At 56.3% G+C, this 24,343-nt stretch carries 19 protein-coding genes; 15 read left to right on the top strand and 4 right to left on the bottom strand.

Going from position 1 to position 24,343, the window contains the following annotated elements; all coding sequences use genetic code 11:
• The first annotated feature begins 254 nt into the window (after positions 1-254).
• From SQ11_RS11845 to SQ11_RS11780, 14 genes are all read left to right on the top strand, one after another.
• Complete coding sequence (locus tag SQ11_RS11845) at positions 255-3,245, top strand: monovalent cation/H+ antiporter subunit A (protein ID WP_084226841.1); 2,991 nt, start codon at positions 255-257, stop codon at positions 3,243-3,245.
• The gene (locus SQ11_RS11840; RefSeq protein ID WP_041514361.1) at positions 3,245-3,589 is read left to right on the top strand and encodes a Na+/H+ antiporter subunit C; all 345 of its coding nucleotides are present in this window, start codon (positions 3,245-3,247) and stop codon (positions 3,587-3,589) included. Before SQ11_RS11845 ends, SQ11_RS11840 begins: the two co-directional genes overlap by 1 nt.
• Positions 3,586-5,292, top strand: coding sequence for a monovalent cation/H+ antiporter subunit D (locus tag SQ11_RS11835; protein WP_041514360.1), 1,707 nt, complete (start codon positions 3,586-3,588; stop codon positions 5,290-5,292). The genes SQ11_RS11840 and SQ11_RS11835 overlap by 4 nt, the downstream gene beginning before the upstream one ends.
• Positions 5,289-5,777 carry a Na+/H+ antiporter subunit E gene (locus SQ11_RS11830; RefSeq protein ID WP_041514359.1) on the top strand — a complete coding sequence of 163 codons (489 nt, stop codon included), beginning with the start codon at positions 5,289-5,291 and terminating at the stop codon, positions 5,775-5,777. The genes SQ11_RS11835 and SQ11_RS11830 overlap by 4 nt, the downstream gene beginning before the upstream one ends.
• A complete protein-coding gene (locus tag SQ11_RS11825; protein WP_041514358.1) occupies positions 5,774-6,055 on the top strand; it encodes a K+/H+ antiporter subunit F in 282 nt (93 codons plus the stop codon). Before SQ11_RS11830 ends, SQ11_RS11825 begins: the two co-directional genes overlap by 4 nt.
• A complete protein-coding gene (mnhG, locus tag SQ11_RS11820; RefSeq protein WP_041514357.1) occupies positions 6,052-6,417 on the top strand; it encodes a monovalent cation/H(+) antiporter subunit G in 366 nt (121 codons plus the stop codon). The genes SQ11_RS11825 and mnhG overlap by 4 nt, the downstream gene beginning before the upstream one ends.
• A gap of 167 nt (positions 6,418-6,584) precedes the next feature.
• Complete coding sequence (locus SQ11_RS11815) at positions 6,585-6,830, top strand: hypothetical protein (RefSeq protein WP_156972484.1); 246 nt, start codon at positions 6,585-6,587, stop codon at positions 6,828-6,830.
• Positions 6,831-6,908: 78 nt separating this feature from the next.
• Positions 6,909-9,080 (top strand): transketolase, encoded by a 2,172-nt coding sequence (gene tkt / locus SQ11_RS11810; RefSeq protein WP_052494207.1) that lies wholly within the window; start codon positions 6,909-6,911, stop codon positions 9,078-9,080.
• A gap of 131 nt (positions 9,081-9,211) precedes the next feature.
• Positions 9,212-9,778, top strand: a complete 567-nt coding sequence (locus tag SQ11_RS11805) for a lipocalin family protein (RefSeq protein ID WP_041514356.1) — start codon at positions 9,212-9,214, stop codon at positions 9,776-9,778.
• Positions 9,779-10,024: 246 nt separating this feature from the next.
• Complete coding sequence (locus tag SQ11_RS11800) at positions 10,025-12,397, top strand: Tex family protein (protein WP_041514355.1); 2,373 nt, start codon at positions 10,025-10,027, stop codon at positions 12,395-12,397.
• Positions 12,398-12,657: 260 nt separating this feature from the next.
• The gene (locus tag SQ11_RS11795) at positions 12,658-14,679 is read left to right on the top strand and encodes an AAA family ATPase (protein ID WP_041514354.1); all 2,022 of its coding nucleotides are present in this window, start codon (positions 12,658-12,660) and stop codon (positions 14,677-14,679) included.
• A gap of 80 nt (positions 14,680-14,759) precedes the next feature.
• Positions 14,760-15,431: an HNH endonuclease signature motif containing protein gene (locus tag SQ11_RS11790; RefSeq protein WP_041514353.1), complete on the top strand. Its 672-nt coding sequence runs from the start codon at positions 14,760-14,762 to the stop codon at positions 15,429-15,431.
• A 176-nt stretch (positions 15,432-15,607) separates the two neighbouring features.
• Positions 15,608-15,841: a hypothetical protein gene (locus SQ11_RS17310; protein ID WP_156972483.1), complete on the top strand. Its 234-nt coding sequence runs from the start codon at positions 15,608-15,610 to the stop codon at positions 15,839-15,841.
• A 40-nt stretch (positions 15,842-15,881) separates the two neighbouring features.
• The gene (locus SQ11_RS11780) at positions 15,882-16,112 is read left to right on the top strand and encodes a hypothetical protein (RefSeq protein ID WP_232297987.1); all 231 of its coding nucleotides are present in this window, start codon (positions 15,882-15,884) and stop codon (positions 16,110-16,112) included.
• A gap of 497 nt (positions 16,113-16,609) precedes the next feature.
• Here the strand turns inward: SQ11_RS11780 and SQ11_RS11775 are convergent, their stop codons facing one another.
• Both SQ11_RS11775 and SQ11_RS11770 read right to left on the bottom strand, forming a co-directional pair.
• Positions 16,610-17,857, bottom strand: a complete 1,248-nt coding sequence (locus tag SQ11_RS11775) for an NADH:flavin oxidoreductase/NADH oxidase (RefSeq protein ID WP_232297986.1) — start codon at positions 17,855-17,857, stop codon at positions 16,610-16,612.
• A gap of 69 nt (positions 17,858-17,926) precedes the next feature.
• Positions 17,927-19,576 (bottom strand): hypothetical protein, encoded by a 1,650-nt coding sequence (locus tag SQ11_RS11770; RefSeq protein ID WP_041514482.1) that lies wholly within the window; start codon positions 19,574-19,576, stop codon positions 17,927-17,929.
• Positions 19,577-20,849: 1,273 nt separating this feature from the next.
• Between SQ11_RS11770 and SQ11_RS11755 the strand changes: the two genes are divergently transcribed.
• Positions 20,850-21,626, top strand: a complete 777-nt coding sequence (locus tag SQ11_RS11755; RefSeq protein WP_041514348.1) for a hypothetical protein — start codon at positions 20,850-20,852, stop codon at positions 21,624-21,626.
• 66 nt (positions 21,627-21,692) lie between these two features.
• Here SQ11_RS11755 and SQ11_RS11750 read toward each other — a convergent pair whose 3' ends face one another.
• Both SQ11_RS11750 and SQ11_RS11745 read right to left on the bottom strand, forming a co-directional pair.
• Complete coding sequence (locus SQ11_RS11750) at positions 21,693-22,757, bottom strand: alpha/beta fold hydrolase (protein WP_052494205.1); 1,065 nt, start codon at positions 22,755-22,757, stop codon at positions 21,693-21,695.
• Positions 22,758-22,923: 166 nt separating this feature from the next.
• Complete coding sequence (locus SQ11_RS11745) at positions 22,924-24,117, bottom strand: tetratricopeptide repeat protein (protein WP_041514347.1); 1,194 nt, start codon at positions 24,115-24,117, stop codon at positions 22,924-22,926.
• Positions 24,118-24,343: the final 226 nt, after the last annotated feature.

The following is a 24,343-nucleotide window of genomic DNA, read 5'->3' as shown; positions in this document are numbered from 1 at the left end:
TCGCTCGCTTCCGCCCGTTCTGTTTTCATCTCAATGTATATCGGATGTTCTTGCCCGCAGGTGGATATATTCGCCGGCTCGGGCGGACTGGTCAGGGTCCGCCCCTTCCTGGGAGACTCGGAGAACCGACCCTGATTCCGGCGGCTGACCGCTTCTCGTATTATGATTTAGGAATATTTTTTGGGTAGCTTGATTTTTTTTGGTGAACTTGCTCTGCCAGTCCATCCGCCGGATTTAGGTTGAATCAACATGTCATGTCGCTAATCTGGATTGTCGCCCTGCCATTCGTGGGCAGTCTCTGTGCCGCGTTTGTGCCTTCCCACGCCCGCAATGCCGAAGCCTGGCTCGCGGGTGCAGTGGCGGTTGCCTGCGTCGCCCTGACGTTGCAGCACTATCAGCAGATAGTCGAGGGGGAGGTGCTGCGGGAGACGTTGCAATGGGCGCCGGGGCTGGGTCTGGATCTGGTGTTCCGCATGGATGGCTTCGCATGGCTGTTTGCCATGCTGGTGACAGTGATGGGCGCGCTGGTGGTGCTGTATGCGCGCTACTATATGTCCCCGCAGGATCCGGTGCCGCGTTTCTTCTCATTCTTCCTGGCTTTCATGGGAGCCATGCTCGGGGTGGTACTGTCGGGCAACCTGATTCAGCTGGTGGTGTTCTGGGAGTTGACCAGCCTGACATCATTCATGCTTATTGCATACTGGTATCACCGTGCCGACGCGCGCCGCGGAGCCCGCATGGCGCTGACCGTGACGGCGGCCGGCGGGTTGTGCCTGCTTGCGGGCGTGCTGATACTGGGACGCATCGCGGGCAGTTACGATCTGGATGCGGTGCTGGTTTCGGGCGATCTGATTCGGGCGCATTCATGGTATCTGCCGGCGCTGATCCTGGTCGCACTGGGAGCGCTGACCAAGAGCGCCCAGTTTCCGTTTCATTTCTGGCTGCCGCATGCGATGGCGGCGCCCACGCCTGTGTCCGTTTATCTGCATTCGGCGACGATGGTCAAAGCAGGCGTATTTCTGCTGGTGCGGCTCTGGCCCGTGCTTGCCGGCACCGATGAGTGGTTCTGGATCATCGGCAGCGCGGGTCTTTGCTCGCTGGGGCTGGGCGCATACATGGCAATTTTTCAACGTGACATGAAGGGCGTGCTAGCCTATTCGACCATCAGCCATCTGGGGCTGATTACGCTGCTGCTCGGACTTAATAGTTCGCTCGCATTGATCGCGGCCATTTTCCATATCATGAACCATGCAACATTCAAGGCATCACTGTTCATGGCGGCCGGCATGGTCGATCACGAGACGGGCACGCGCGACCTGTCGCGGCTGAGCGGTTTGTACCGCGCGATGCCCCTTACCGCCACGCTCGCCACGGTTGGAGCCGCGGCGATGGCGGGGGTGCCTTTGCTCAATGGTTTCATCTCGAAAGAGATGTTTTTCACCGAGACGATATTCATCAGCGGTAATGCAATCACACGCATCGGCATGCCGGCGATGGCCGTGATCTGGGGAATATTCAGCGTTGCCTATTCGTTGCGTTTCATCTTGCAGGTATTTTTTGGGCCACCAGCGGGGGACCTGCCAAGAAAGCCGCACGAGCCCCCGCTCTGGATGCTGTTTCCGAGTGCGCTGCTGGTGATGACCTGTCTTGTGGTCGGCATGATCCCCGCGCAAACCATCGGACCCTACCTGGATATGGCAGCGCGATCCGTGCTGGGGCCGGACATGCCTTTTCACAGCCTGGCGGTGTGGCATGGCTGGAATCTGCCCCTGATCATGAGCCTGGCGGCAATGGCGGGCGGTGTCGTGCTGTACCGGATGCTTGGAAAATACCAACAGGGCACCGCGGTGGTGCCGTTGATAGACCGCTTTCACCTGGACGGCAAGCTCATTTTTGAATTCCTGCTGGTAAAACTGGATTCGCTGGCCAATGGACTGACGCGATGGCTGTCGACAGAACGGCTGCAGGTGCAATTGCTGCTTCTGATCTGTGCCGCATTCGCATGTGCGCTGATACCATTGTCAAATGGAGGGCTGCCTGCGGGCAATATGTCCGTGGCACCGGTTGAACCGGCTTTCGCATTGATGTGGCTGGCCGGGGCGGCCTGCGCAATCGGTGCCGCCACCCAGGCCAAATATCATCGTCTTGCGGCGCTGAGTCTGGCGGGCGCGGCAGGACTGGCCACCTGCATGACTTTCGTCTGGTTTTCCGCGCCCGACCTGGCGCTGACACAGCTCATCGTGGAGGTGGTGACACTTGTCCTGCTCCTGCTGGGTTTGCGCTGGCTTCCTCCGCGCTATAAGTCAGTGGACGATAAGCGAGTCCCGCTCCGGGTGCGCCTGCGGGCCCGGACCCGGCGGCTGCGGGACCTGGTGCTAGCGATCATTGCCGGTTCCGGCCTGGCTGCATTGAGTTATGCGGTACTGACACGACGGGCGGTGGAAGGTATTTCGCCGTTCTTTATCGAGAATTCCCTGCCGCTCGCGGGAGGCACCAATATCATCAATGTAATCCTGGTCGACTTCCGCGGTTTCGATACGCTGGGCGAGATTACCGTGCTGGGTATCGTGGCGCTGACAGTATTCGCCCTGTTGCGGCGGTTTCGTCCCGCGCCCGAAAGCATGGGCGTGCCAATCCAGCAACAGGAGCAGGATGCGCAAACCGGCGGGCTGCCCCCGGACCCGCATGCGTTGCTGCCAGCCGGGCCGATGAAGCTGCCTGGCGTAATCGTGCAATTGCTGCTGCCGGTTGCGGGCATGGTGGCGGTTTTTTTCCTCCTGCGCGGGCATAATGAACCCGGTGGCGGATTTGTGGCAGGGCTGATCGTGGCGACGGCGGTCATCCTGCAATATCTGGTGGGAGGTACCGCCTGGGCGGAATCGCGCACCCGGATCTTTCCGCAGTACTGGATTGCGCTGGGCCTCCTGTGTGCCTCGGGGGCCGGCTTGGCAGCTTGGCTGGCGGGGCGGCCATTCCTCTCGGCCCTGACATGGCATACGGCCTTGCCGGTAATTGGCGAGTTGCATCTTTCCACCGTGCTGCTATTCGATATCGGCGTATTCCTGCTGGTGATTGGCGCCACGGTGCTGATCCTGGTGGCCCTGGCGCACCAATCGCGGCGCGGACATCGCAAGCACGGCGCCGCTCATGTGGAACCTGAGGGCGGGCGGACTGGGGAACCGGGAATCGTGCCGGCAATGGGACTCAATCCGCAGGCTGCCCAAGTCCCGTCCGGAGAAAATTGATGGAAATCGTCTATTCCCTGGCAATTGGCGTACTGACCGGATCGGGCGTATGGTTGCTGCTGCGTCCGCGCACTTTCCAGGTGATCATGGGCCTCACTTTGCTGTCATATGCGGTCAATCTATTCATTTTCGGGATGGGGCGGCTAACCGTGGGACTCGTTCCCATCATCGATACCCTCAGGCAAGCCGATCCATCGCTCTACGATGATCCCGTGCCGCAGGCGCTGGTTCTGACGGCGATCGTGATCGGTTTTGCCACTACGGCGCTGTTTCTGGTCGTGCTGCTTGCCTCCCGAGGCTTGACGGGCACCGACCATGTCGAAGGCGAAGAACTGGAGCCATGAATACCTGGATACAGCATCTTCCCATATTTCCGATAGTCATCCCGCTGGTGGCGGGTGCGGGCATGCTGCTGTTCGCCGAAGTCCGGCGCACGGAACGCACGATTGTCGCCCTTTGCGCCTCACTGGCGAATCTGGCGGTCGCGGTTGCCCTGACTTATGTGGTCAGCGACGCAATGCCGGAGACCTGGCCGGACGGCATCGCTGTCTATCGGCTGGGCGAGTGGCAGGCGCCATTCGGCATTGTGCTGGTGGTGGACCGGCTGTCCGTGGTGATGGTGCTGCTGAACGCGGTGCTGGCTCTGGCATCGCTGGTGTATGCGCTCGCCCGCTGGAAGCGGATGGGGCCGCATTTTCAGTCGCTATTCCAGTTTGTCGTCATGGGAATAAACGGCGCATTCCTGACCGGCGATCTGTTCAATCTATTTGTATTTGTTGAGGTTCTGCTGGCCGCTTCCTATGGCCTGGCGCTGCATGGCCTGGGTGCGGCCAGGGTCAAGGCAGGACTGCATTACATCGCCGTCAATCTGGCGGGATCGTTTGTTTTCCTGATCGGCGTTTCATTGATCTACGGCGCAAGTGGAACGCTGAACATGGCGGATCTTGCGGCACGCATCCCGGCACTGCCGGATGGCGACCGTATCCTGTTTGAAACAGGGGCGGCGATCCTGGGCGTGGCTTTCCTCCTCAAGGCGGGAGCGTGGCCGCTGAACTTCTGGCTGCCGGCTACTTATAGCGCCGCCGCACCGCCGGTAGCGGCCATATTCTCGATCATGACAAAGGTAGGAATTTACGCGTTGCTGCGATTGGGCTCGCTGTTATCCGACTCATCCATTTCACCCGGCGACCTGGGTGCCCCGGCTCCATTCGGCGACGGCTGGCTGTTCGGCATAGGACTGGCCACCCTTGTACTGGGCACTGCCGGCATGCTGACCGCTCATCAGCCACAGCGGCTGGCAGCCTACTGCGTCATCGCATCGGCCGGCACCCTGCTGACGGCGCTCGGCCTGGGCGGTGCCGGGATGAAAAGCGCGGCATTGTTTTATCTGGTCAGCTCGGTGCTGGCTACGGGCGCTTTTTTCATGCTGAGCGAGATGATCGAACGGACCCAGCGATTCGGCGAGCGCATTATGGAGGATACGGCTGAATCATTCGATCATGAGGAGCCGCTCGATCCCGGTCATCCCGATGAGGTTGTGGGTATCGTCATACCGGCGGCAATGGCATTTCTGGGTATGAGCTTCATCGCGTGCGCGCTGCTGGTAACCGGGCTGCCGCCGTTATCGGGTTTTGTCGCCAAATTCCTGATTCTTTCCGCGGCGCTGGATACCGTGCCTTCCGGCGTGCCGCTTGAGGCGGTGCCGGTATCGGTATGGGTGTTGTGGGCAGCGGTGCTGGGGTCGGGTCTGATTGGCGTCATCGCGCTGTGCAAAATGGGCGTGCGCTTGTTCTGGAGCTCGGACGAGATCGTGACGCCCCAGTTGCACCTGATTGAAGCGGCCCCTGTCGCCGTGCTGCTGCTGCTGAGTGCGGCGCTGGCGGTGGGGGCGGGTCCGGCGGCGGATTACCTGGGTCTCGCCGGGCATTCGCTTTCTTCGCCGCAGACATACATCGATGCGGTATTGGGGGCTGGGTTGCTGCCGCATTCCTTACCCGAAACAGAAGCAAGCGAGATCATTGAGGGAATAGGAGGAATAAGGCAATGAAGCGCTGGCCATCCCTGACATTGTTCACAGTGATGCTGCTTGCATTATGGTTCCTGCTTAACGATACGTTGGCGCCCGGCCATTTGCTGCTGGGCCTGGTACTGACGGTTGCCATCACCCTCGGGACGGCTGCCATGCGGCCATTGCGCGCGCGCCCCCATCATCTGCTGGTCGCGGTGAGGCTCATTTTCGTTGTATTGCTTGATATCGCCCGTTCCAATATTGCCGTCGCGGGCGTAATCCTCGGCCCTCTGCAGCGGCGTTCCAATTCAGGTTTCATGAAGATACCCATCGATCTGCGCGATCCGTACGGGCTGGCGGCGCTGGCCTGTATCATTACCGCGACGCCGGGCACCGTCTGGGCCGGCCTGTCGGCGGATGGGAGCGACCTGACGCTTCATGTGCTGGATCTGCAGGATGAGGAAACTTGGATTCGCACGATCAAGCACCGTTACGAACGTCCACTAATGGAGATTTTCGAATGACACCACTGCTGCCCTGGGCACTATCCTTCGCGCTGATCGCTTTCGGGCTGGCCATGATATGCGCGGCGATTCGCCTGTTGCGGGGACCAGCCGCCGAAGACCGCGTGCTGGCGCTCGATACATTATATGTTAATGGCATGTTGATGGTATTGACGCTGGGTATCCAGTTCGGCTCTCGAATCTACTTCGATATCGCCCTGCTGATCGCGTTGTTCGGTTTCGTCGGTTCAGCCGCGATGGCAAAGTTTCTGCTGCGCGGGGAAGTGATCGAGCCATGAGCATAATGGATACTCCCCAGTGGGTGGACTGGCTGGCATCATTGCTGCTCATATCGGGTGGTGTGTTGGCATTGATCGGCTCTCTTGGCTTGCTGAGATTGCCTGATTTGTTCGCGCGCATGCACGGGCCTACCATGGGCAATACGCTCGGCCTGGGCTGCGTGTTGCTGGCATCGATATTGATCGCTTCCGTGCAGGCACACCGGTTCATTTTCCAGGAGACGCTGATTACGCTATTTGTGATCGCCACATCGCCCGTGACGGCGATGCTGCTCATGCGCGCTGGAATATACCGCAGGCGCGAGGGTGCCGGCAAAAAAGCCGCGCCCCCTCCGGATGGCGCTGAAGGCGCCTCTGAATAAAGTTTTTCACGGTGCGGTGGGTTGCGATATGCTAACGATAACGCTGATCCGCCTCTTGCTATGCCCTCACTCATACGATACCTTGAATCCGGCAAAGGCATACTACCGTCTAATCTATTGAAAAATAAGTTTAATTGAAAATTCGAGTACGTTAAAGCGGCGAGTATGTGCGGACAATGGATGGCGCGGCGGGCGGCCTTCCGGAAGAAGGCGAAGCCACGAACCAGAAGCCTCGGCCGAGATCGGCGGGAATGATGGTGGCGGTTCGAGTAGCCAAACCAGAACTGAGGCAAGGTATCATCGATAGCCTGAAACATTTCGGCGCGAAAGATATCGAAAGTGCTCAGGGCGTGTGGGAAAACGGAGAATGGGTGGACTTCGACCCGGTTGCATATCCGAAACTGGTTCATTGAGTTTCATTTCCTGCTACTTCCCAGTAATATTCACAGGAGCGTCGAATCAACTCGCCGGTACCGGTGTGGAGGATAGAAATGTCAGAGCAGCCGAATGAGGGCTATAAGGGTGCAACAAACGATGCAGTCTTGGATGATCTGTGCATCAATACCATACGCGTACTGTCCATGGACGCTGTGCAGAAGGCCAACTCAGGCCATCCTGGCCTGCCCATGGGTGCGGCAGCCATGGCCTATGTTCTCTGGACGCGTTTCCTCAAGTTCAACCCGCACGATCCGCTGTGGCCGGACCGTGATCGCTTCGTCTTATCCGCCGGGCATGGCTCGATGCTCCTCTATAGCCTGTTGCACCTGACAGGCTACGATCTGCCCCTGGATGAGATCAAACGCTTCCGTCAGTGGGGTAGCCGAACTCCCGGCCATCCCGAGCGCAGCCTTCATACACCCGGGGTGGAGGTTTCGACCGGTCCCCTTGGACAGGGGTTCGGCAACGGCGTGGGCATGGCCATTGCCGAGGAGTGGCTGGCAGACCGCTTTAACCGTCCCGGCCACACGCTGGTGAATCACCGAACCTATGTGCTTGTTTCCGATGGCGACCTCATGGAAGGCGTCGCAGCGGAAGCGGCATCCCTCGCCGGACATCTTCGCCTGGGCAAGCTGATCTATCTTTACGATCAGAACCACATTACCCTCTCCGGCGCAACGGATCTCACATTTACCGAAGATGTGGCCCGGCGGTTTGAGGCTTATGGATGGCATACCCGGGGCGTGGCGGACGGCAACGACACGGACGATATTGACGCTGCCTTGCGGGAAGCGCAGGCCGAGACGGAGCGCCCATCCTTGCTGCTGGTGCGAACGCATATAGGTTACGGAAGCCCCAAAAAACAGGACACGTTTCACGCCCACGGGGCGCCCCTGGGCGAGGAGGAAGTGGCCGCCACGAAAAAGGCGCTGGGTTGGCCTACGACTGATGCGTTTTTTCTGCCGCCCGCCGCCGTATCGCATTTCCGCCAGGCTGTTACCCAAGGGGCCGCGGGTCAGCAGGCGTGGCAACGACGTCTGGATGCGTACCGGTCTGCGTACCCGACGGAAGCTGCCGAATGGGATCAAGTAATGGGTGGCCATTTGCCCCCGGATTTTGCGGCAGGCGTGCCGGCGTGGAAGCCCGGTGATAAACCGGTATCGACGCGCGTGGCGGCAGGGCAAGTCTTGAACGCCTTGGCACAGCGCATCCCGAATATTATTGGCGGTTCGGCGGATTTGAATCCATCCACCAACACGGCGTTGAAAGAGCAAGGCGATTTTCAGCCACCGGATGACACGCCGGGCATCTCCGGGGCAGTAGGCGGCAAGTGGGGCCATGCAGGGCGCAACCTTGCCTTTGGCGTTCGCGAGCATGGGATGGGTGCGATAGTCAACGGCATGGCTGCACATGGAGGCATACTCCCGTTCAGTGCAACGTTTTTCGTCTTTTCCGATTATATGAAGCCAGCCATACGCCTTGGCGCACTCATGGGACTGCGGGTGGTGTATGTATTCACGCACGACAGTGTTGCCGTTGGCGAGGATGGCCCGACTCATGAGCCGATCGAGCATTTGGCCGGGGTGCGGGCGATTCCCGGCCTGACTGTCATTCGACCGGCTGATGCCAACGAGGCCGCGGAGGCTTGGACGGTTGCGGTGCAGCGGCCCACCCCGACCTTGCTGGTATTGTCCCGGCAGAATCTTTCCATTCTGGATCGTTCCTTCTCGCAGGAGGCGGGGGTTGCGCGTGGCGCGTATATTCTTGCGGAGGCGGAAGGAGGCGCGCCCAAGGTGTTGCTTATTGGAACAGGATCCGAGGTTGACCTATGCGTCAAGGCTCAGCTACGGTTAAAGGAGCTGAAGGTGCGCGCCCGAGTGGTTAGCCTACCGAGCTGGGAGTTGTTCGCCGAGCAGGACAACAGCTATCGGGAGCGTGTCCTGCCGACCGCTGTGCAAAAGCGCGTTACCATCGAAGCCGCGGCTTCTCTCGGATGGGAAAGATTTGCAGGGGCAGAGGGAACGGTTATCGGTATCGACCACTTCGGCGCCTCGGCCCCAGGAGAGGAAGTCATGAAGCGGTTTGGTTTTACAGCCGAGCGTGTTACCGCCGCTGCACTCAGGCTGCTTGGGCGCGAGGAGGAAGCGGCACGGGAAGGCGCAGGCACAGATGAACAGGGCGAAACCGCCGTGGCGGCGACGGCGCCTTCCGAAGGGCATTCCTGACACGCGCAGTTACAGTTTCAATACTGATAGGACTATTCGCATTGCGTATGTTCAGCAAATCGGCTGCTGGGGGAGCCGCCTGGCAACGTTAAGGCATATCGTTTTTTAACACGACTATTAAAGGAATCCAGATGCGGAAATTATTGCTTATGCTGGCTGCAGCGAGCTCGTTCATGCTGGCGGGATGCGAAATCGGGATTCCCAAGGGCATTACTCCGGTGAAGAATTTCGATACCCAACGATATCTCGGAGACTGGTTCGAGATTGCGCGACTGGAGCATTCGCATGAAAAGGGATTGAGCAACATCACGGCTAATTACAGTCTCCGCGAGGATGGCGGGATCCGGGTCCTGAATCGTGGATATGATGCGGAGAAAAAAGAGTGGCGCACGGCGGAGGGCAAGGCCTATTTCGTGGAGAGCCCTGATATCGGCTATCTCAAAGTGTCGTTCTTGGGCCCCTTTTACGGTTCGTACGTGGTGTTCGACCTGGACGAAGCCTACCGGTATTCTTACGTCACCGGACCGGATCGCAAGTACTTATGGTTTCTTTCCAGAACGGCGCACGTCGACGACGAAGCGTTGAAAAGGTTCATTAAAAAGGCCGATGAACTGGGGTTCGACACGAAGAAGCTTATTTATGTCGACCAGGGGGGAATAGAGGCCCCGAAAACCCAGGCGATGGGCGCCAAGGATTAAGCGGTTGCACCTGAAGCGTCCGATAGAAAAGATTCTCCTTATCTGTTTCGCAGCCTGAATGCAGCGTGATCGGGAGATCAATGCCATCGATTTGACCGCCCCGTCTATTGCACCCTGCCTGCGTGGCACCGCCTCCAGATTACCCACCCCATCCGTCGGATGATATGATGGGCGCGGTCTTATCCCGGACCTGGGTCGTCACGCCAGATCCGCCATATTCACAAATATTATTCCTCCATCAAATCCATGCTGCCATCCATCGAGCAACGCCTGTCTCTCGAACTCGTCGCCAAACCCGCGCAAGTCGCCGCCGCCATTGCTCTGCTCGATGAGGGGGCGACGGTACCGTTTATCGCCCGCTATCGCAAGGAGGCTACCGGCGGGCTGGACGATATCCAGTTGCGCCTGCTGGAAGAGCGGCTGACCTATCTGCGCGAACTGGAGGACAGGCGCATTGCGATCATCGCTTCCATCGAGGAACAGGGCAAAATGACGCCGGCATTGCTGGCTTCGATCAACCAGGCGGAAGACAAGACGCGGCTCGAAGACCTGTATCTGCCCTTCAAGAAAAAACGCCGCACCAAGGCGCAAATCGCGCTGGAGGCGGGGTTGGAACCGTTGGCAGATACGCTGCTCGCCAACCCAACATTGCAGCCCGAGGAAGAGGCCGGTAAATACCTGAAACCCGCTTTTATCACCGACCAGGGCGACAATCCCGGTGTGGAAGACGCCCAAGCGGCGCTCGAAGGCGCGCGCCACATCCTGATGGAGCGCTTTGCCGAGGATGCGACGCTGCTTCAATGGCTGCGCGAATACCTGCTGGCGCATGGCGTAGTGGAATCGAAGATCGCCAAGGGCAAGGAAGAGGCGGGCGCCAAATTCGCCGATTATTTCGACTATTCCGAAACGATCAACACCATTCCCTCGCACCGCGCCCTGGCAATGCTGCGCGGCCGCCGCGAGGAAATCCTGCATGTCGGCTTGCGGCTCGATTCCGAAGCGGAAAAACCCAAATGGGATGCGCCGCTCAACCCATGCGAAGCGCATATTGCCGCCCGTTTCCGCATCAAAGACCAGGGCAGGCCAGCTGACGCTTGGCTAAGCGATACGGTGCGCTGGACCTGGCGGGTAAAAAGTTTCCCGCATCTGGAAAATGAGCTGATGAGTGCACTGCGCAAGCGTGCGGAAACCGAAGCCATCCATGTCTTCGCGCGCAACCTGAAGGCCCTGTTGCTGGCAGCGCCCGCCGGGCCGCGCGTCACCATGGGCCTCGACCCCGGCATGCGCACCGGCGTGAAGGTGGCGGTGGTGGATGCCACCGGTAAGGTCATGGAAACCGCCGTGATTTATCCCCACCAGCCCAGAAACGATTGGGATGGATCGCTGCATGCGCTGGGAAAGCTGGCCGAAAAACATGGGGTATCGCTGATTTCCATCGGCAATGGCACCGCCTCGCGGGAAACCGACAAGCTGGCAAGAGACCTGATCAAGCTGCGCCCCGCGCTCAAGCTGACCTCGATCGTGGTGTCGGAAGCGGGCGCGTCGGTCTATTCCGCCTCCGAATTTGCTTCGCGCGAATTGCCGGATATGGATGTATCGCTGCGCGGCGCGGTATCCATCGCGCGGCGTTTACAGGACCCGCTGGCGGAACTGGTGAAGGTCGATCCCAAGTCCATCGGCGTCGGCCAATACCAGCATGATGTGGCCCAAACCCAGCTCGCACGCTCGCTTGATGCCGTGGTGGAGGATTGCGTCAATGCCGTGGGCGTGGATGTCAACACGGCCTCGCCGCTTTTGCTGGAACGGGTGTCTGGACTCAACAGCACCGTGGCGCAAAGCATCGTTACTTACCGCGACAAAAAAGGCATGTTTACTTCGCGCGCGGCTCTGCGCGAGGTGCCACGCCTGGGCGACAAAACCTTCGAGCAGGCGGCGGGGTTCCTGCGCATCATGAACGGCGACAACCCGCTGGATGCCTCGGCCGTGCATCCCGAGTCGTATCCGCTGGTGGAGAAAATCATCGCCGACCTCAAGCAGGATATCAGGACGATTATCGGCAACGGCCAGCTATTGAAGTCGCTGAATCCGGCGAAGTATGCCGACGGCAAGTACGGGATACCGACCATCAGCGACATTCTCGGTGAACTGGAAAAGCCGGGCCGCGACCCGCGCCCGGAGTTCACCACCGCCACCTTCAAGGAAGGCGTGAACGAGATGAAGGATTTATGCCCGGATATGATCCTGGAGGGAGTGGTAACCAACGTTGCCGCTTTCGGTGCATTCGTGGATATCGGCGTACATCAGGATGGGCTGGTGCATATTTCCGCGCTTGCCGATAAATTCGTGAAAGACCCGCATACCGTGGTCAAGGTGGGGCAGGTGGTCAAGGTCAAGGTGGTGGAGATTGACGAAAAGCGCAAGCGGATTGCGCTCACGATGCGGTTGGCGGATGCCGCAGGACAGCGGGAAGGCAAAGTTGAGCAGCGTAGCGACAAAGCCGAACATCGGGATGGCAGAAGGGACGATTCATCGCGGCACGGGCAGCAACAACGACAGCAGCAGAAATCGGACCTTAATAATAATGCTATGGCTGCGGCTTTTGCAAGATTGAAGGGTTAGAACCTCTAAATTCTAAATAAATAAATCACGCTGGCGGGGCGCCGGCGTTATAAATGAAAACGCTAAACTTGATTTTTTCATCATGATCTGATCCCTGAAAACAATTGAACTTAAGTCCAATTGTACCAGCGATATTGCATTAGTAGCATGGGCTTACTCTTTAGAAACTAGTACTTTTCATGCTGGTAGTGTGCCGACCAAAGAAGTAAGGAGGCAGACTCCACTTATTTATCTTGAGCAGCAATAATGGAGACATCTGCATGCGATTAAAAAAGGCGCGAATACAAAAATATCGCAGCATACGTGACACAGGGTTCTTCGATGTTGAATCCGAAAAGACAATATTAGTGGGACCAAATGAAGCTGGGAAATCGGCCGTACTTCGTGCGCTTCAACAGTTAAATCCTCCAGACGAGATAAGAGGATTCGACGTATTACGGGATTATCCACGATCCGAATATAACGACATCACAACTGGGAAAGTTAATCCAGCCACAGTGACGATTGTTGAGGGGCATTTTGCTCTTGAAGCGGAAGATCAGGCATTCCTTCAAGATGAATTCAAGTCTTGCACCTATGTTATTGGAAGAAAGCTTGATAACAAACTGTGGCACAAGCTCATCGGAGCGCCCGAAATTAAGAAATATGGAGACATTACTAAAGATCTAGCGCGACTCTGCTCACATATAGATTCTAGAGTGCCAGCAGAAGAGGCTGATCCGTCGCGGCCCACGCCAGGTTCGACTCTAAAAGATATAATTAACGATTGGACCAACACAACGCTAATTGATGTTGAGCCTGCAAAGAAACTAAAACAATGGCTTTCAAATATTTTTCACCATGTGGAGGAAGGCAACTCAAAAGAGGAGGAACGTTATGAGCGACTGCTTTATTCGTGTGAGGTAGCTCAAGCAAGGAAAGATGCGTTGGCAATTCTCAACGACCGTATGCCCATCTTTGTTCTATTCAGTAATTACTTCCGTGTTCGCCCTTTAATTCATCTTGAGCATCTAGCGAACCGTCTCGAAACCGGAAATTTAGATGATGAACAATATGACTACGGCAATCAATGCTTGTTAAAACTCTTAGGATTTACTGCTCGCGAATTATCAAATCTGGGAAGGGTAGTCGAACCCTCTGCTAACAGTCCAGAGACTCTACAAGCCTGCCGAGATCAGCTTGATAGGCGTTCATATCAGCTAAATGCGGCTGAGGTCCAACTTTCAAAAGACATTTGCGCTGTTTGGTTGCCAGATGCAACTCGCGGCGAGGCAGATCGCCTACGTGTGGTTGCCGACGGGCAATATCTAAAAGTAGTCGTAGAAGACTCTCTGGGAGTAAATATCGAGTTAAATCAGCGGTCCGAGGGTTTCCAGTGGCTTGTCTCATTTTTTGTGGTTTTTTTTGCGGAAGCGCTGGGGAAGCATGAGAATGCAGTTCTTCTACTTGACGAGCCTGGATTGAGCCTGCATGGACTCAAGCAGCGAGATTTTCGAAAGACTCTTTCGCGGTTAGCGGAGAAGAATCAAACCGTTTACAGTACTCACTCGCCATTTCTGGTGGGACCAGACGAACTAGATCTTGTGCGCGTAGTTGAGATGCCAGATCGAACCGCCGGAACCAAAATTCATTCAGAAGTAGCCTCGAACGATCCCGCAGCACTTTTGCCACTTCAAGAAGCGCTTGGGTACGATTTGGCTCAGAGTCTTTTTACTCAGCAGCGTAATTTTATTTTGGAAGGATTAACTGACTATTGGTATCTCGAAGCGGTTTCTCAACTTCTTCGCGAAGCAGGTGAGTCAGGTTTAAACGATAAAATTGCGCTCGTACCTGCTCAGAGTGCAGGTAAAGTTGTCTATTTTGCTACGATTCTCCATGCTCACAAATTGAAAGTGGCGGCACTTCTTGACTCAGACAGCGCCGGAGATCAAGCTGCGCAGCAAGAAATCCTCGTCTACCGCCTGGGAAACACAGCAATTCTTCGAACGAAGGATGTATACACCGGCAGTGTTGCTAAGCCTGAGATTGAGGAGTTACTTAGAGATACTTTAGTACAGATAGCGAAAACCGATCTCGCTTGGGATGTTTCGAGTATTGCGGAACAGCAAATCGCAAGGTCAATTGTAGACATTTTTGTTAGGGAAATTAGTGGCTTCTCGAAATATAAACTTGCAAAGGCGTTTGTTCGATGGAGCCGTGATCATGCGGCGGCTGATCTTGTACCCGCAGAGACAATTCAGTGGCGAAATCTTATAAATGCCATAAATAAGGTACTTAAGTGATGCGGGAGAATTTGGAACCTGTTCTTATAGGTTTTTTAAGATAATAAAGATCCTATTATTTACGTTCAAAGTTATCCTCCATGGGCATCTCAGACAGTGACTACAAGCTCTTGTGGGGCCGAGCCGCTGGCATCTGCTCCAATTCCGCTTGCCGCGAGGATCTGACCGTCATGCTGCAAGGTGCGAAGAGTTACAACATTGGAGAGATGGCCCACGTTATTGCAAAACACACAGGTGGTCCAAGAGGTGTTCCTGAAGGAGGCTCCGATGGATACGAAAACCTTATCTTACTCTGCCCCACCTGTCATCGAAAGATTGATAAGGCTCCACCGGGCGTACACTCTGAGCAGATGCTTCACTCATGGAAGCGCGAACACGAAGCTACAATCAGGCAGCTTGGCTCTAGCCAAAAGTTTGGTACCAGCGCCGAGATGAAGGAATTTGTCTCACGACTGCTTGCCGAAAACAGAGTCCTTTGGCAGCAACTCGGTCCACAGTCACCCGTTGCGTTGTCCGATCCCGGTTCGAACCTGCACCTTGTCTGGCATCTTCGAAAGCTAGATGCGGTTATTCCGAATAATCGGAAGATCATCAATGCCATTGAGGCGAATTCCGCACTACTTGGGGTGACAGAATTCGAGGCCTTTCTTGCGTTCAAGGTTCACGCGCAGGCTTTTGAAGCGCACCAATATCAACGACTTGATAGTTATCCGCTATTCCCATCAACATTTACCGACCTATTTACCCCATGACAAGCAATGGATTCAACGAATGGGGCGTGCGATTATCCCACATATTGTGGTTTGAGCATCTCCTACAGAATCATCAGAACGTCACAGCTGTTTCACGACACCATGACTTGGTCTTCGAAGTCGACCGAAAGAGGCAAGAAGATCACATCATTGTTTTCTGCTGCAATGAGTACACGATGGGCCTTACCATGGTGCAACGAGCGCTGCATGAATTCGGAACTTTGAACATCATTTACATTGGTGGAGGTTGGTGTGGCTATACGAATGAAGCAAAAGACTTCTGCCTTGAGGCCAAGATTGGTCTCTACGTCACCGATGATATGTCCGGTGCTCTTTGGCGAGACAATTTCTGGACTTACCATCGAAAAGATAAAGATGGAAATCCGGTCTATAGCATCCGCGAACCGTGATCTTGCCGCTATCTATGGTTTCGGCTCCTTCTTCCGAAGGATGACCTACCGGGATATTGACATCCTCGTCGTCTCAACCAGGGAGTGCAGGAACCATCTCCAAGTTTACTATGATTTCCAGCAAGGCGCCGCTCGTATTGGCAGTAAAATAGGTGTTCCGATCGACATTACGTTTCTCACCGCGCGCGAGTATCGGGAACGTCCACTGCTGGAAATGGATACTCTTACCGAGCTTTATCGCCGTCAAGCCAATGAGTATGAAGAGATCTAATTCTCTACTAAGTTGATGTGCCCCCGGCAATTCAGTTCATGTTGTTTATGTCAAACGGATAGTCCTCTAAGCAATCAACCGGGTTAGCTAACGGATATCCCCATTTACGATCCTCCGGTCATCCCGAATCTGTCTGACGGTGGAAGATTACGCGCAAGTCTGATAGCCTAGTAGTCATGTAAGGAAACTGGGGACAGATCACGGTTTTCTGTTAGACTCTATAAGTGTTTCTCACCGAATACCATAAAATACCGCTTCGCGTCCGTTTTGTTTTTTCCAATATTCCCTTGCACATCATCCAGCGCAACACAGTGAATCGATTGGGTCAGACTCGATTGATACTAATCACGTGCAAGTGGGGACAGATAAAGAGTTTCTGCTAATGGCGATCTCTACCATTGTAAATAGAATAGCTTTTTGAGTGAAATTCATTAGGTCGCAGGTAACGCCAGCTGTTCAAGCTTTTCTTCCATCAGATACTTCTTGTATCCTAGCCCTTATTTCGCTCGCCGTTTCACCGCATAGCCATATTGAATCGGCCATGCCGGTTCCTCTCCCATGGAGTGTTGCGCCTTGATGGCCCAGTAGGGCTCCCGCAGCAATTCCCGCCCGATGAATACGAGGTCCGCCTGGCCGCTGGTGATGATCTCGTCCGCATACTGCGAATCGGTAATCAGGCCCAGGCCGCCGGTACGGATTTTGGCTTCCTCGCGGATGCGCCGGGCAAGAGGAATCTGGTAGCCCCTCGATACGGGAATCTTCGCATCGGGTGTCGCACCGCCGGAGGAGACATCGATCAGGTCCACGCCGAGCGCCTTCAGCTCCCTGCAAAGCGCGATCGATTGCTCGATATCCCAGCCTCCTTCGGTCCAATCGGTTGCGGAGATTCGCACGAGGAAAGGCAACTCCTGGGGGATGATCGCGCGCAATCGTCCGGCGAGGCGCAGCAACAGCCGCATGCGGTTTTCGAGGCTGCCGCCATATTCGTCGGTGCGCTGGTTGCTGATGGGCGAGAGAAACTCGTGCATCAGGTAGCCGTGGGCGGCATGAAGCTCGATGAGTTTGAAGCCTGCCGCCAGCGCGCGTTGGGTGGCGGTTTCCCAGGCGTCGATGCATTGTTCGATATCCGCTTCCGACATGGCGGCCGGAACCGGGTCTCCCGCATCGAAGGGCAGGGGACTGGGGCCGATGACCGGCCAGCCGCCTTCGGCGGCGGTTTTAAGGCTGCGTCCGCCGCTCCAAGGCTTATCGCAACTGGCCTTGCGCCCGGCGTGTGCGAGCTGGATGCCGGGAATGGCGCCTTGCGTCTCCACGAAGCGCGCGATGCGGGCCAGCGGCTCGATATGCTCGTCTTTCCAGATGCCCATGTCGGCGGGGGAGATGCGCCCCTCGGCGGAGACTGCCGTCGCCTCGACAATCACCAGCCCCACGCCGCCCATCGCCCGGCTGCCGAGGTGGACCAGATGGAAGTCATTGGCAAAACCGTCCTCCGCCGAGTACATGCACATCGGCGACATCGCGATGCGGTTGGGGAAGGTAATGCCGCGAATGGTCAATGGAGACAGCAGATCCACTTCGGGTACTTCGCGGTCATGCTCGCACTGGCACTGACTTTGGAAAGCGTTTTGCATCACGTTTCCGCTGGCAAGCGGGTCATTTGCCGGGAGAAGAGAGGGGTGTTCGAGTTTGTCGGCGTCATATTGGGACATGATTTTTTCCTTTCTTGAAAAATACCTGCCAATCAATCTGGCATGGGAATCCAAACCCGGATAATCTTACTAGGCAGCTCTTCGAGCCTGCGCGAGAGCTGGCGGTCAGGGTTTCCCGAGAAAGGCCTTGGCCTGCGCCAGTTCACCACGAGCGGTATCATGATCGGCCGCCAGGATCTGGAGTTTGGCGTAATAGTCGCGGGCTTCCTTCCGGTTATCTGACGCCTCCGCTGCGCGAGCAGCGCCGTAAATGCTGCGGAAGCGATTGGGATCGCGCTTCAAGGAACGCTCGAACTCGGCAAAGGCCTGTGCGGGACGGCCGAGCTCAAGCAGCATTTCCCCCAGCAGTTCGCGAGAAGAAGCGACATTCCCCGGAGTCACCGGGTGCTTGTCGCTTGCCTCCTCGGCTTCCGCGGCGGCATGCATCAACCGCACCGCCTCCTCATTGCGATTCTCCGCGAGAGCAAGCCAGGCATTGACTGCCTTGATTTGAAAATCCGTCTGCCCCGCCCAATAATCCAGTTTGGCTGCCGTCATCGCTTCCTTGAGCGCCTGCAGTCGTGCGATATCCTTGTGCGCGGCCGCGATATCTCCGCTGCGCGCAGCGCCCAGGCCGTGGGCAAAGACAAAGACTGCTTCAGCCTGCGGGAATTTGCCCCAGGCCAGCCCGGCAGGGGACAGCTCGAGCGCGGCGGCGCTTTTCCAGTCGCCGCGTTCCAGCGCAAAGCGGGCAGGAATGGCGGCGAAGGCGTAAGCGGCCGGAAAATTTTCCACGTTGACCTTGCGGATGGACGCGGCTTCATCCACGAGGCGTTTGGCTGCCTTATCCTGCGCTTGCTGGAGGTGGGCGAAAACCATGTAGTCCATGGCGTGCAGGGCATCATACGCCCCAATGCCGAGGGTTGCTTCCTTGAGTTCGCCCTTGGCCGCAAGATAAGAGGCACGATTACTCTCCACCATCTCCTGCCAGAGGCCTACCCGGCTGAAGATGTGCGACGGCATGTGCAGTGCGTGCGGCACCGAAGGCGCGACCTTGGCATAGGCCCTGGCTGCGGGAAGGCCCTTTTGCGCCAACTGTGCATAATCATAAGTGTGGATCAGATAGTGGGCGACTCCCGGATGATCCGGATATTTCTTGAATAACGGTTCCAGGATGTTAGCCGCCGCGAGCTGCTTGGCGAACGTTTTATCGGCGGGCAGCGCCGTGGCATTGAGCACGAGGGCGTAAAGGATTTGTGCTTCGATATCGTCCGGGTAGCGTTCCGCCACGCCTTTCATCGCTTCCTCGAAGGCCACTAGCCGTGGCCGGTAATCGGTTGTTTCCCAATCCTTGAAGAACGCGGCTAACGCGGTAATATAGTCGCGTTCCCGTTCGCTGCCGGCACCCACGCGCTGGGCGCTGCTCACGGCCGAGGCTCCTTCCTTCCATGCCTTTGGCGTGGGCGGCCACGTGAACGGATTGCCTATGGACATGATCGCAATGCCCCAGTAAGCCATGCCGCATCGAGGGTCGTGTTGGAGCACCTTATCAAACGACTGGATAGCCGGGTGGAACCAGAAGGAATGAAATAGCGCCATTCCCCGATTAAATTCCTTCTGCGCCTCGGTGGTGCAGGTGACCGGGAAATTCACCTCGCCCAGTTTTTCGCGTGGGGCGGTTTCCATGGCGCCGTGTTCCTCATGTCCCCAGGCTGCGGATACCCCTATGCAGAGCGATATCGTCAGCATCCATGATGCGGTTTTTGCCAAAGTCATATCTCCGCTCCAGTATCGAAGAGAGCCCATGCGGGCAGCCGTGCATCCAATCCAATGGATCATCCAATCGATGGATCGCAACCCATCCGATGGATCTCTCACATCCGCATCAGCGCATGTCATGCAACTATACTAGCCCATGCATTTTTGTATAGTTTATCCTAAACGCAAGCTTGTCAGCGCGGGCTCCGTTCAGCCTGTTGAAGGCAAATAGCGGAGTACCCTGGATTCCATGAATGGAGGTACCCAGCCGCTATCAAATTCGTGGCCATCAACGACAATTTGCTGGACGATTCGGTACGCAACCATCGTCTTGAGGTGATCGTGGAGCGCCCACCCGATAACTCGTGGCGCATCAGCGATGCGCGGATGAGCTGGCGCTGTCGGTGCAGGAATGAGAACGATTTTTCGGTATCGACGCGCCCATAAAATCAATCCGGCGCGGCGTAAATCGGGGCTATGCCGACGCTAGGGCCTGTTAACACTTATTTTGCACTCGCGACGGCGACGGATTTCATCCAGGACGAGGCGTGAGTCGCGCGGCGGAGCAGGCCTCCGTAAGCGGCGAGTAACGAAGGGCTGGATGAAATCCGTCCCGTCCCTTCGGGTTGCGCCCAAAAAACACGGATACCACGTTACGAAGCTTGGCCATAGGCTTACTATGGCCTGCACTTCGTGCCTTGCCTCCGCGTTTTTTGTGTAGCAACGCGGGTGCGAAATAAGTGTTAACAGGCCCTAGGCCCGATTTCCCTTGCCCAGAACACTTTGGCTTCAGGCCATCCGACAAGCGGTTCTTCATGCTTATAAGGGACGAGCCACTCGTAACACCAGAAGATGGGATGGCTGCTTTTACGCTCGATAGTGCCAGCCTTGCTTCTGATATAAAGGACGTATTCCGTCATCTCTCTCTTTATGTCGCGTGAAAATAGGTTGTTATTCATGGTTCGCACAGTGAGAATAAATACAAAATCCGAAGTCGCTTGCGCACTGAATTGTACTGAAAGTTTGTTGCAGGCCTTTTACCCTGCCGAATTTGGTATTTGTGCCGAATACCTTTGTCCACAGGAAGCGGATAAGGGTTGGAAAATCAGGATGATCGCGGAAGGTGCCGGACCTGAACCCGTTAATTATTTCAGTGAAAAAGCCAGAGCCAGCTCTATTCTTTTGGACTAGTCTAATGAGACTATCGACAGGTTCGTGGAACATCAGCATCATCCGAAAAGAAGTCATCTGCTTAAATAATGATCAGTGATATTACTAGGGGGAACACGTCATGAACATACATCGGATTGGCGCCATGTCGTCAATATTGTTTCTGAGTATAGGGTTTGCTCCGGTTTCCCAAGCAGCAGATGTCCTTCTTCAAAATGCGACGGCTACCTTTTCACAAGCGGATTTTTGGGGCGCGCAAAATACGATTGATGGGGTAGCCGTCGGTGCCGTGACATCATGGGCCGTTAATCGACCGGATGGCACGTCGCTCGCTGAAACGATAGTCTGGGAAACGCGAGGTGATTTATCGGTGAATCCCGCAACACCGCTTAATTTCACGCTTTTCCACGGCGATCTTGTGCCCGTTGCGGATCATAATCTGGGAAAATTCCGCCTGTCGTACACGACGGATGACCGGGCCCTGTTTGCGGATGGGCTCAACACCGGAGGCGATGTTTCCGCCAACTGGGTAGTGATCGATCCCGACTCTTTCAGCTCGTCAACCGGCGAAACGTTCACCAAACTGGGCGATTTATCGCTTCTGGTTTCAGGTGGGACCAATACAAATTCAACCTACACGGTTGGTGCGGCAATAGCGGCCGATGGAATAACCGGATTCCGGCTTGAAGCGCTGGAAGATCCGTCGCTGCCCTTTAATGGGCCCGGAAGACAAGCTTCAAACGGTAATTTCCATTTGTCTGAATTTACCGTCAGTACGGTGCCGGAGCCTGGCGCCATATGGCAGCTAAGCTTGGGCCTGCTTGTTCTCTTCTGGCTCGGAAAGCACCGGGCTGGCAGACAGGGCGCCAGATACTCCAATAACGGCTCTCTCGCCTGACTCTAGGCTCGAACCCGCTCGCGGCCATTTGGGACGGCTGCCGCCCCCGTCGAGTCGGCATTCGCCCTATCGGTTCTTTGATTTGAGGAATGGCAATACTTCTTCGATCAATACCCGATTGAACTGCGCCGGTTCTTCGAAGGGCGGGTTGTGCGCCGACTGTTCGAACCAGAAGAGGCGTTTGTACGGTGCCCTGATCATCCCGAAATATTGCTCGGCCAGGGCAGCGGGGGTATGCCGGTCATGCCGCCCAAGCAGAAAAAATATGGGCACATCGAAGGACTGGTAGTATTCGCTCAGATTAAGGCGCGAGATTTCATTCTCCAGTTGTATCAGGGAAAAGCGGTTGCCCTGTCCGAATTTGACGAGGTCGATCAGGTTGGCCTCATCGGTATTGAGGGCCGCCCAGATAAGCTTCCCTGTCGAAAGGTTGGCATGGAACATGCCACCAAAGCGCTCCACCCATTTGCCGGTTGCCAACTTCTCATCCACCGAATCATAGGGGGGCGGGCCGATGGCCTTCAATTCGGAGACCGCGCTGGCGTTGTTCCGCTTTCTTGCTTCCGTAAAAGCGAATTCGTAGGATAGCTGGCGAGTCCGCGGCACATCGGCGATTTGCGCAACGCCTACATAAGCCGAGACTTTCTCCGGGTATCGGGAAGCGTAGATCGTACCCAGTACCGTGCCCCAGGAGTGACCCAGCAGCACGACCTTATCCTTGTCGAAACGCCGTTTCACCCATTCCACGACTTCGTCGAGATCGTGCACGAACTGGGCGATGTTCATGGACGCGGGCGAGATATCGGAATGGAATGAGCGCCCGGTTCCACGTTGTTCCCAGTAAATAACCAGGAAATATTGCTCGAGGATGGAATTGTAGTGACGAAAGAGCGCCGATTCGCTGGTGCCGGGCCCACCGTGCAGAATGATCAGCGCCGGATTGGATTGGGATACCCCGCGTAACCAGATGCTTTGGGATACGCCGCCAATGGGCACGGTTTCCATGCTCGCGATGCTGCCGGGTATGATGCGGCCCGCCGCGTCCTTGAATGGCACGGTATGAACACAAGCGGTGATCATCGACAGCAGCAATGCCAGGATGGCTGCACGGCCGGTAACAACAAAGCGCATCAGTTTTTTGTGTTTGATGATTACGGGGCCATTGGACAGGCCGCGATGGGTACGGGAAGGAAGGCAATCAGTGATTGCTTTCCGCTAACATCAGTATAGGGGATCTGAAAGCCCGGAACAATTCATCCCGGCCGGGGGCAGCAGTATGGCGTCGTCACCCTTGACGTTATCGCTGGGCGCTTCGAAAGCTCGCCAGCCGCAGGCCCAGTTTCTCGGCTGCGCTGGTCTGGTCCGTTGCCCGGTAAAGTTTTGCAAGATTGTCCAGGCTTCTTTCCACGTTGGGGTGGTCAGGGCCGAGAGTGTTCTCGAAAATTGCCAGCGCGCGCTGGTAGAATGGCTCGGCCTGAGCATAGCGGCCTTGGGTGTGATAGATCAGTGCCAGGTTGTTCAGGTTTGTTGCCATGTCGAGGTGGTAGGGGCCAGGGGTTTTCTCGAAGATCGCCAGCGAACGCTCATAGAATGGCTCGGCTTGCGCATACTGGCCCTGGATACGATAGAGCTCCGCAAGGCTGCTCAAATCCCTCCCCACATCGGGGTGGTCAAGGCCCAGCGTTTTCTCCCGTATCGCCAAGGCACGCCGGTAGAGCGGCTCGGCTTGCGCGTATTGGCCCTGATGGTGGTAGATCCCCGCAAGATTGTTCAGGCTTGTTCCCACATTGGAGTGGTCGGGGCCGAGGGTCTTTTCGTAGATTCCCAAGGCGCGTTTATAGAACGGCTCGGCTTGCGCATACTGGCCCTGCGTGTGATAGATCAACGCCAGATTGTTCAGGCCTGTTGCCATGGTGGGGTGATCGGGACCGAGCGCTTTTTCCCGGATTGACAGCGAACGTTCATAGAGGGGTTGGGCCGATGCATACTGGCCCTGGATGCAATAGAGTTCCGCAAGATTATTCAGGGTTTGGGCCACATCGGGATGGCCGGGGCGAAGGACTTTCTCCCGAATCGCCAGCGCACGCTTATAGAGCGGCTCGGCCTCCGCATATCGGCCTTGGGCGCGATAGAGTTCCGCATGGCCATTCAAGCTTGTTGCCACAAGGGCATGGCTGGAGCCAAAGTATTTTTCCCGAATCGCCAGCGCGCGCTTATAGAGCGGCTCCGCTTGCGCGAACTGACCGTGGTCGCGGTAGAGCTCCGCGAGGTTGTTCAGGCTGGTTGCCGTATTAGGGTGGTGGGGCCCAACCGCTTTTTCGGCCACGGCAAGCGACTTTTTGATAGCGGTTACCGCGCGGTCGTACTGGCCCTTCTCATAAAGAGATATTGCTTCCTCACTGATCATCCGCCACTTTGTCTCTTGCGCATGAGCGGATGCCGCCGCACCCAGCACGAGGCAGAAGAGGAGGGCGATCGGGAGTGCTTTCATGGATTTCCTTACGAGCAGGCCGCAGGTGAATGTGGAACGGAAAAGCAAACCAAACAACGTCAAGCCGATTAACCGCGTACACATTGCGGGTCGCCAATTTTCTCACAAACCGAGCCTGGCGCGCGCGTAGTATCGCACAAGAATCAGGTTTTTGATATCCCGAACTCCCGGCATGCAACAAAAAAACCACTTCCCCGCTTGCTTCTCTCGCTGACGATGACTGCAA

Origin of the sequence: Nitrosospira sp. NpAV (assembly GCF_000832065.1) — a bacterium.
GTDB lineage: Bacteria > Pseudomonadota > Gammaproteobacteria > Burkholderiales > Nitrosomonadaceae > Nitrosospira.
This window is presented reverse-complemented; position numbering and strand designations above follow the sequence as displayed.

Coding starts and splice junctions, on each gene's coding strand:
- SQ11_RS11845 (WP_084226841.1), top strand. CDS start 255: ATGTCGCTAATCTGGATTGTCGCCCTGCCATTCGTGGGCAGTCTCTGT.
- SQ11_RS11840 (WP_041514361.1), top strand. CDS start 3,245: ATGGAAATCGTCTATTCCCTGGCAATTGGCGTACTGACCGGATCGGGC.
- SQ11_RS11835 (WP_041514360.1), top strand. CDS start 3,586: ATGAATACCTGGATACAGCATCTTCCCATATTTCCGATAGTCATCCCG.
- SQ11_RS11830 (WP_041514359.1), top strand. CDS start 5,289: ATGAAGCGCTGGCCATCCCTGACATTGTTCACAGTGATGCTGCTTGCA.
- SQ11_RS11825 (WP_041514358.1), top strand. CDS start 5,774: ATGACACCACTGCTGCCCTGGGCACTATCCTTCGCGCTGATCGCTTTC.
- mnhG (WP_041514357.1), top strand. CDS start 6,052: ATGAGCATAATGGATACTCCCCAGTGGGTGGACTGGCTGGCATCATTG.
- tkt (WP_052494207.1), top strand. CDS start 6,909: ATGTCAGAGCAGCCGAATGAGGGCTATAAGGGTGCAACAAACGATGCA.
- SQ11_RS11805 (WP_041514356.1), top strand. CDS start 9,212: ATGCGGAAATTATTGCTTATGCTGGCTGCAGCGAGCTCGTTCATGCTG.
- SQ11_RS11800 (WP_041514355.1), top strand. CDS start 10,025: ATGCTGCCATCCATCGAGCAACGCCTGTCTCTCGAACTCGTCGCCAAA.
- SQ11_RS11795 (WP_041514354.1), top strand. CDS start 12,658: ATGCGATTAAAAAAGGCGCGAATACAAAAATATCGCAGCATACGTGAC.
- SQ11_RS11790 (WP_041514353.1), top strand. CDS start 14,760: ATGGGCATCTCAGACAGTGACTACAAGCTCTTGTGGGGCCGAGCCGCT.
- SQ11_RS17310 (WP_156972483.1), top strand. CDS start 15,608: ATGGGCCTTACCATGGTGCAACGAGCGCTGCATGAATTCGGAACTTTG.
- SQ11_RS11780 (WP_232297987.1), top strand. CDS start 15,882: ATGACCTACCGGGATATTGACATCCTCGTCGTCTCAACCAGGGAGTGC.
- SQ11_RS11770 (WP_041514482.1), bottom strand. CDS start 19,576: ATGACTTTGGCAAAAACCGCATCATGGATGCTGACGATATCGCTCTGC.
- SQ11_RS11755 (WP_041514348.1), top strand. CDS start 20,850: ATGAACATACATCGGATTGGCGCCATGTCGTCAATATTGTTTCTGAGT.
- SQ11_RS11750 (WP_052494205.1), bottom strand. CDS start 22,757: ATGCGCTTTGTTGTTACCGGCCGTGCAGCCATCCTGGCATTGCTGCTG.
- SQ11_RS11745 (WP_041514347.1), bottom strand. CDS start 24,117: ATGAAAGCACTCCCGATCGCCCTCCTCTTCTGCCTCGTGCTGGGTGCG.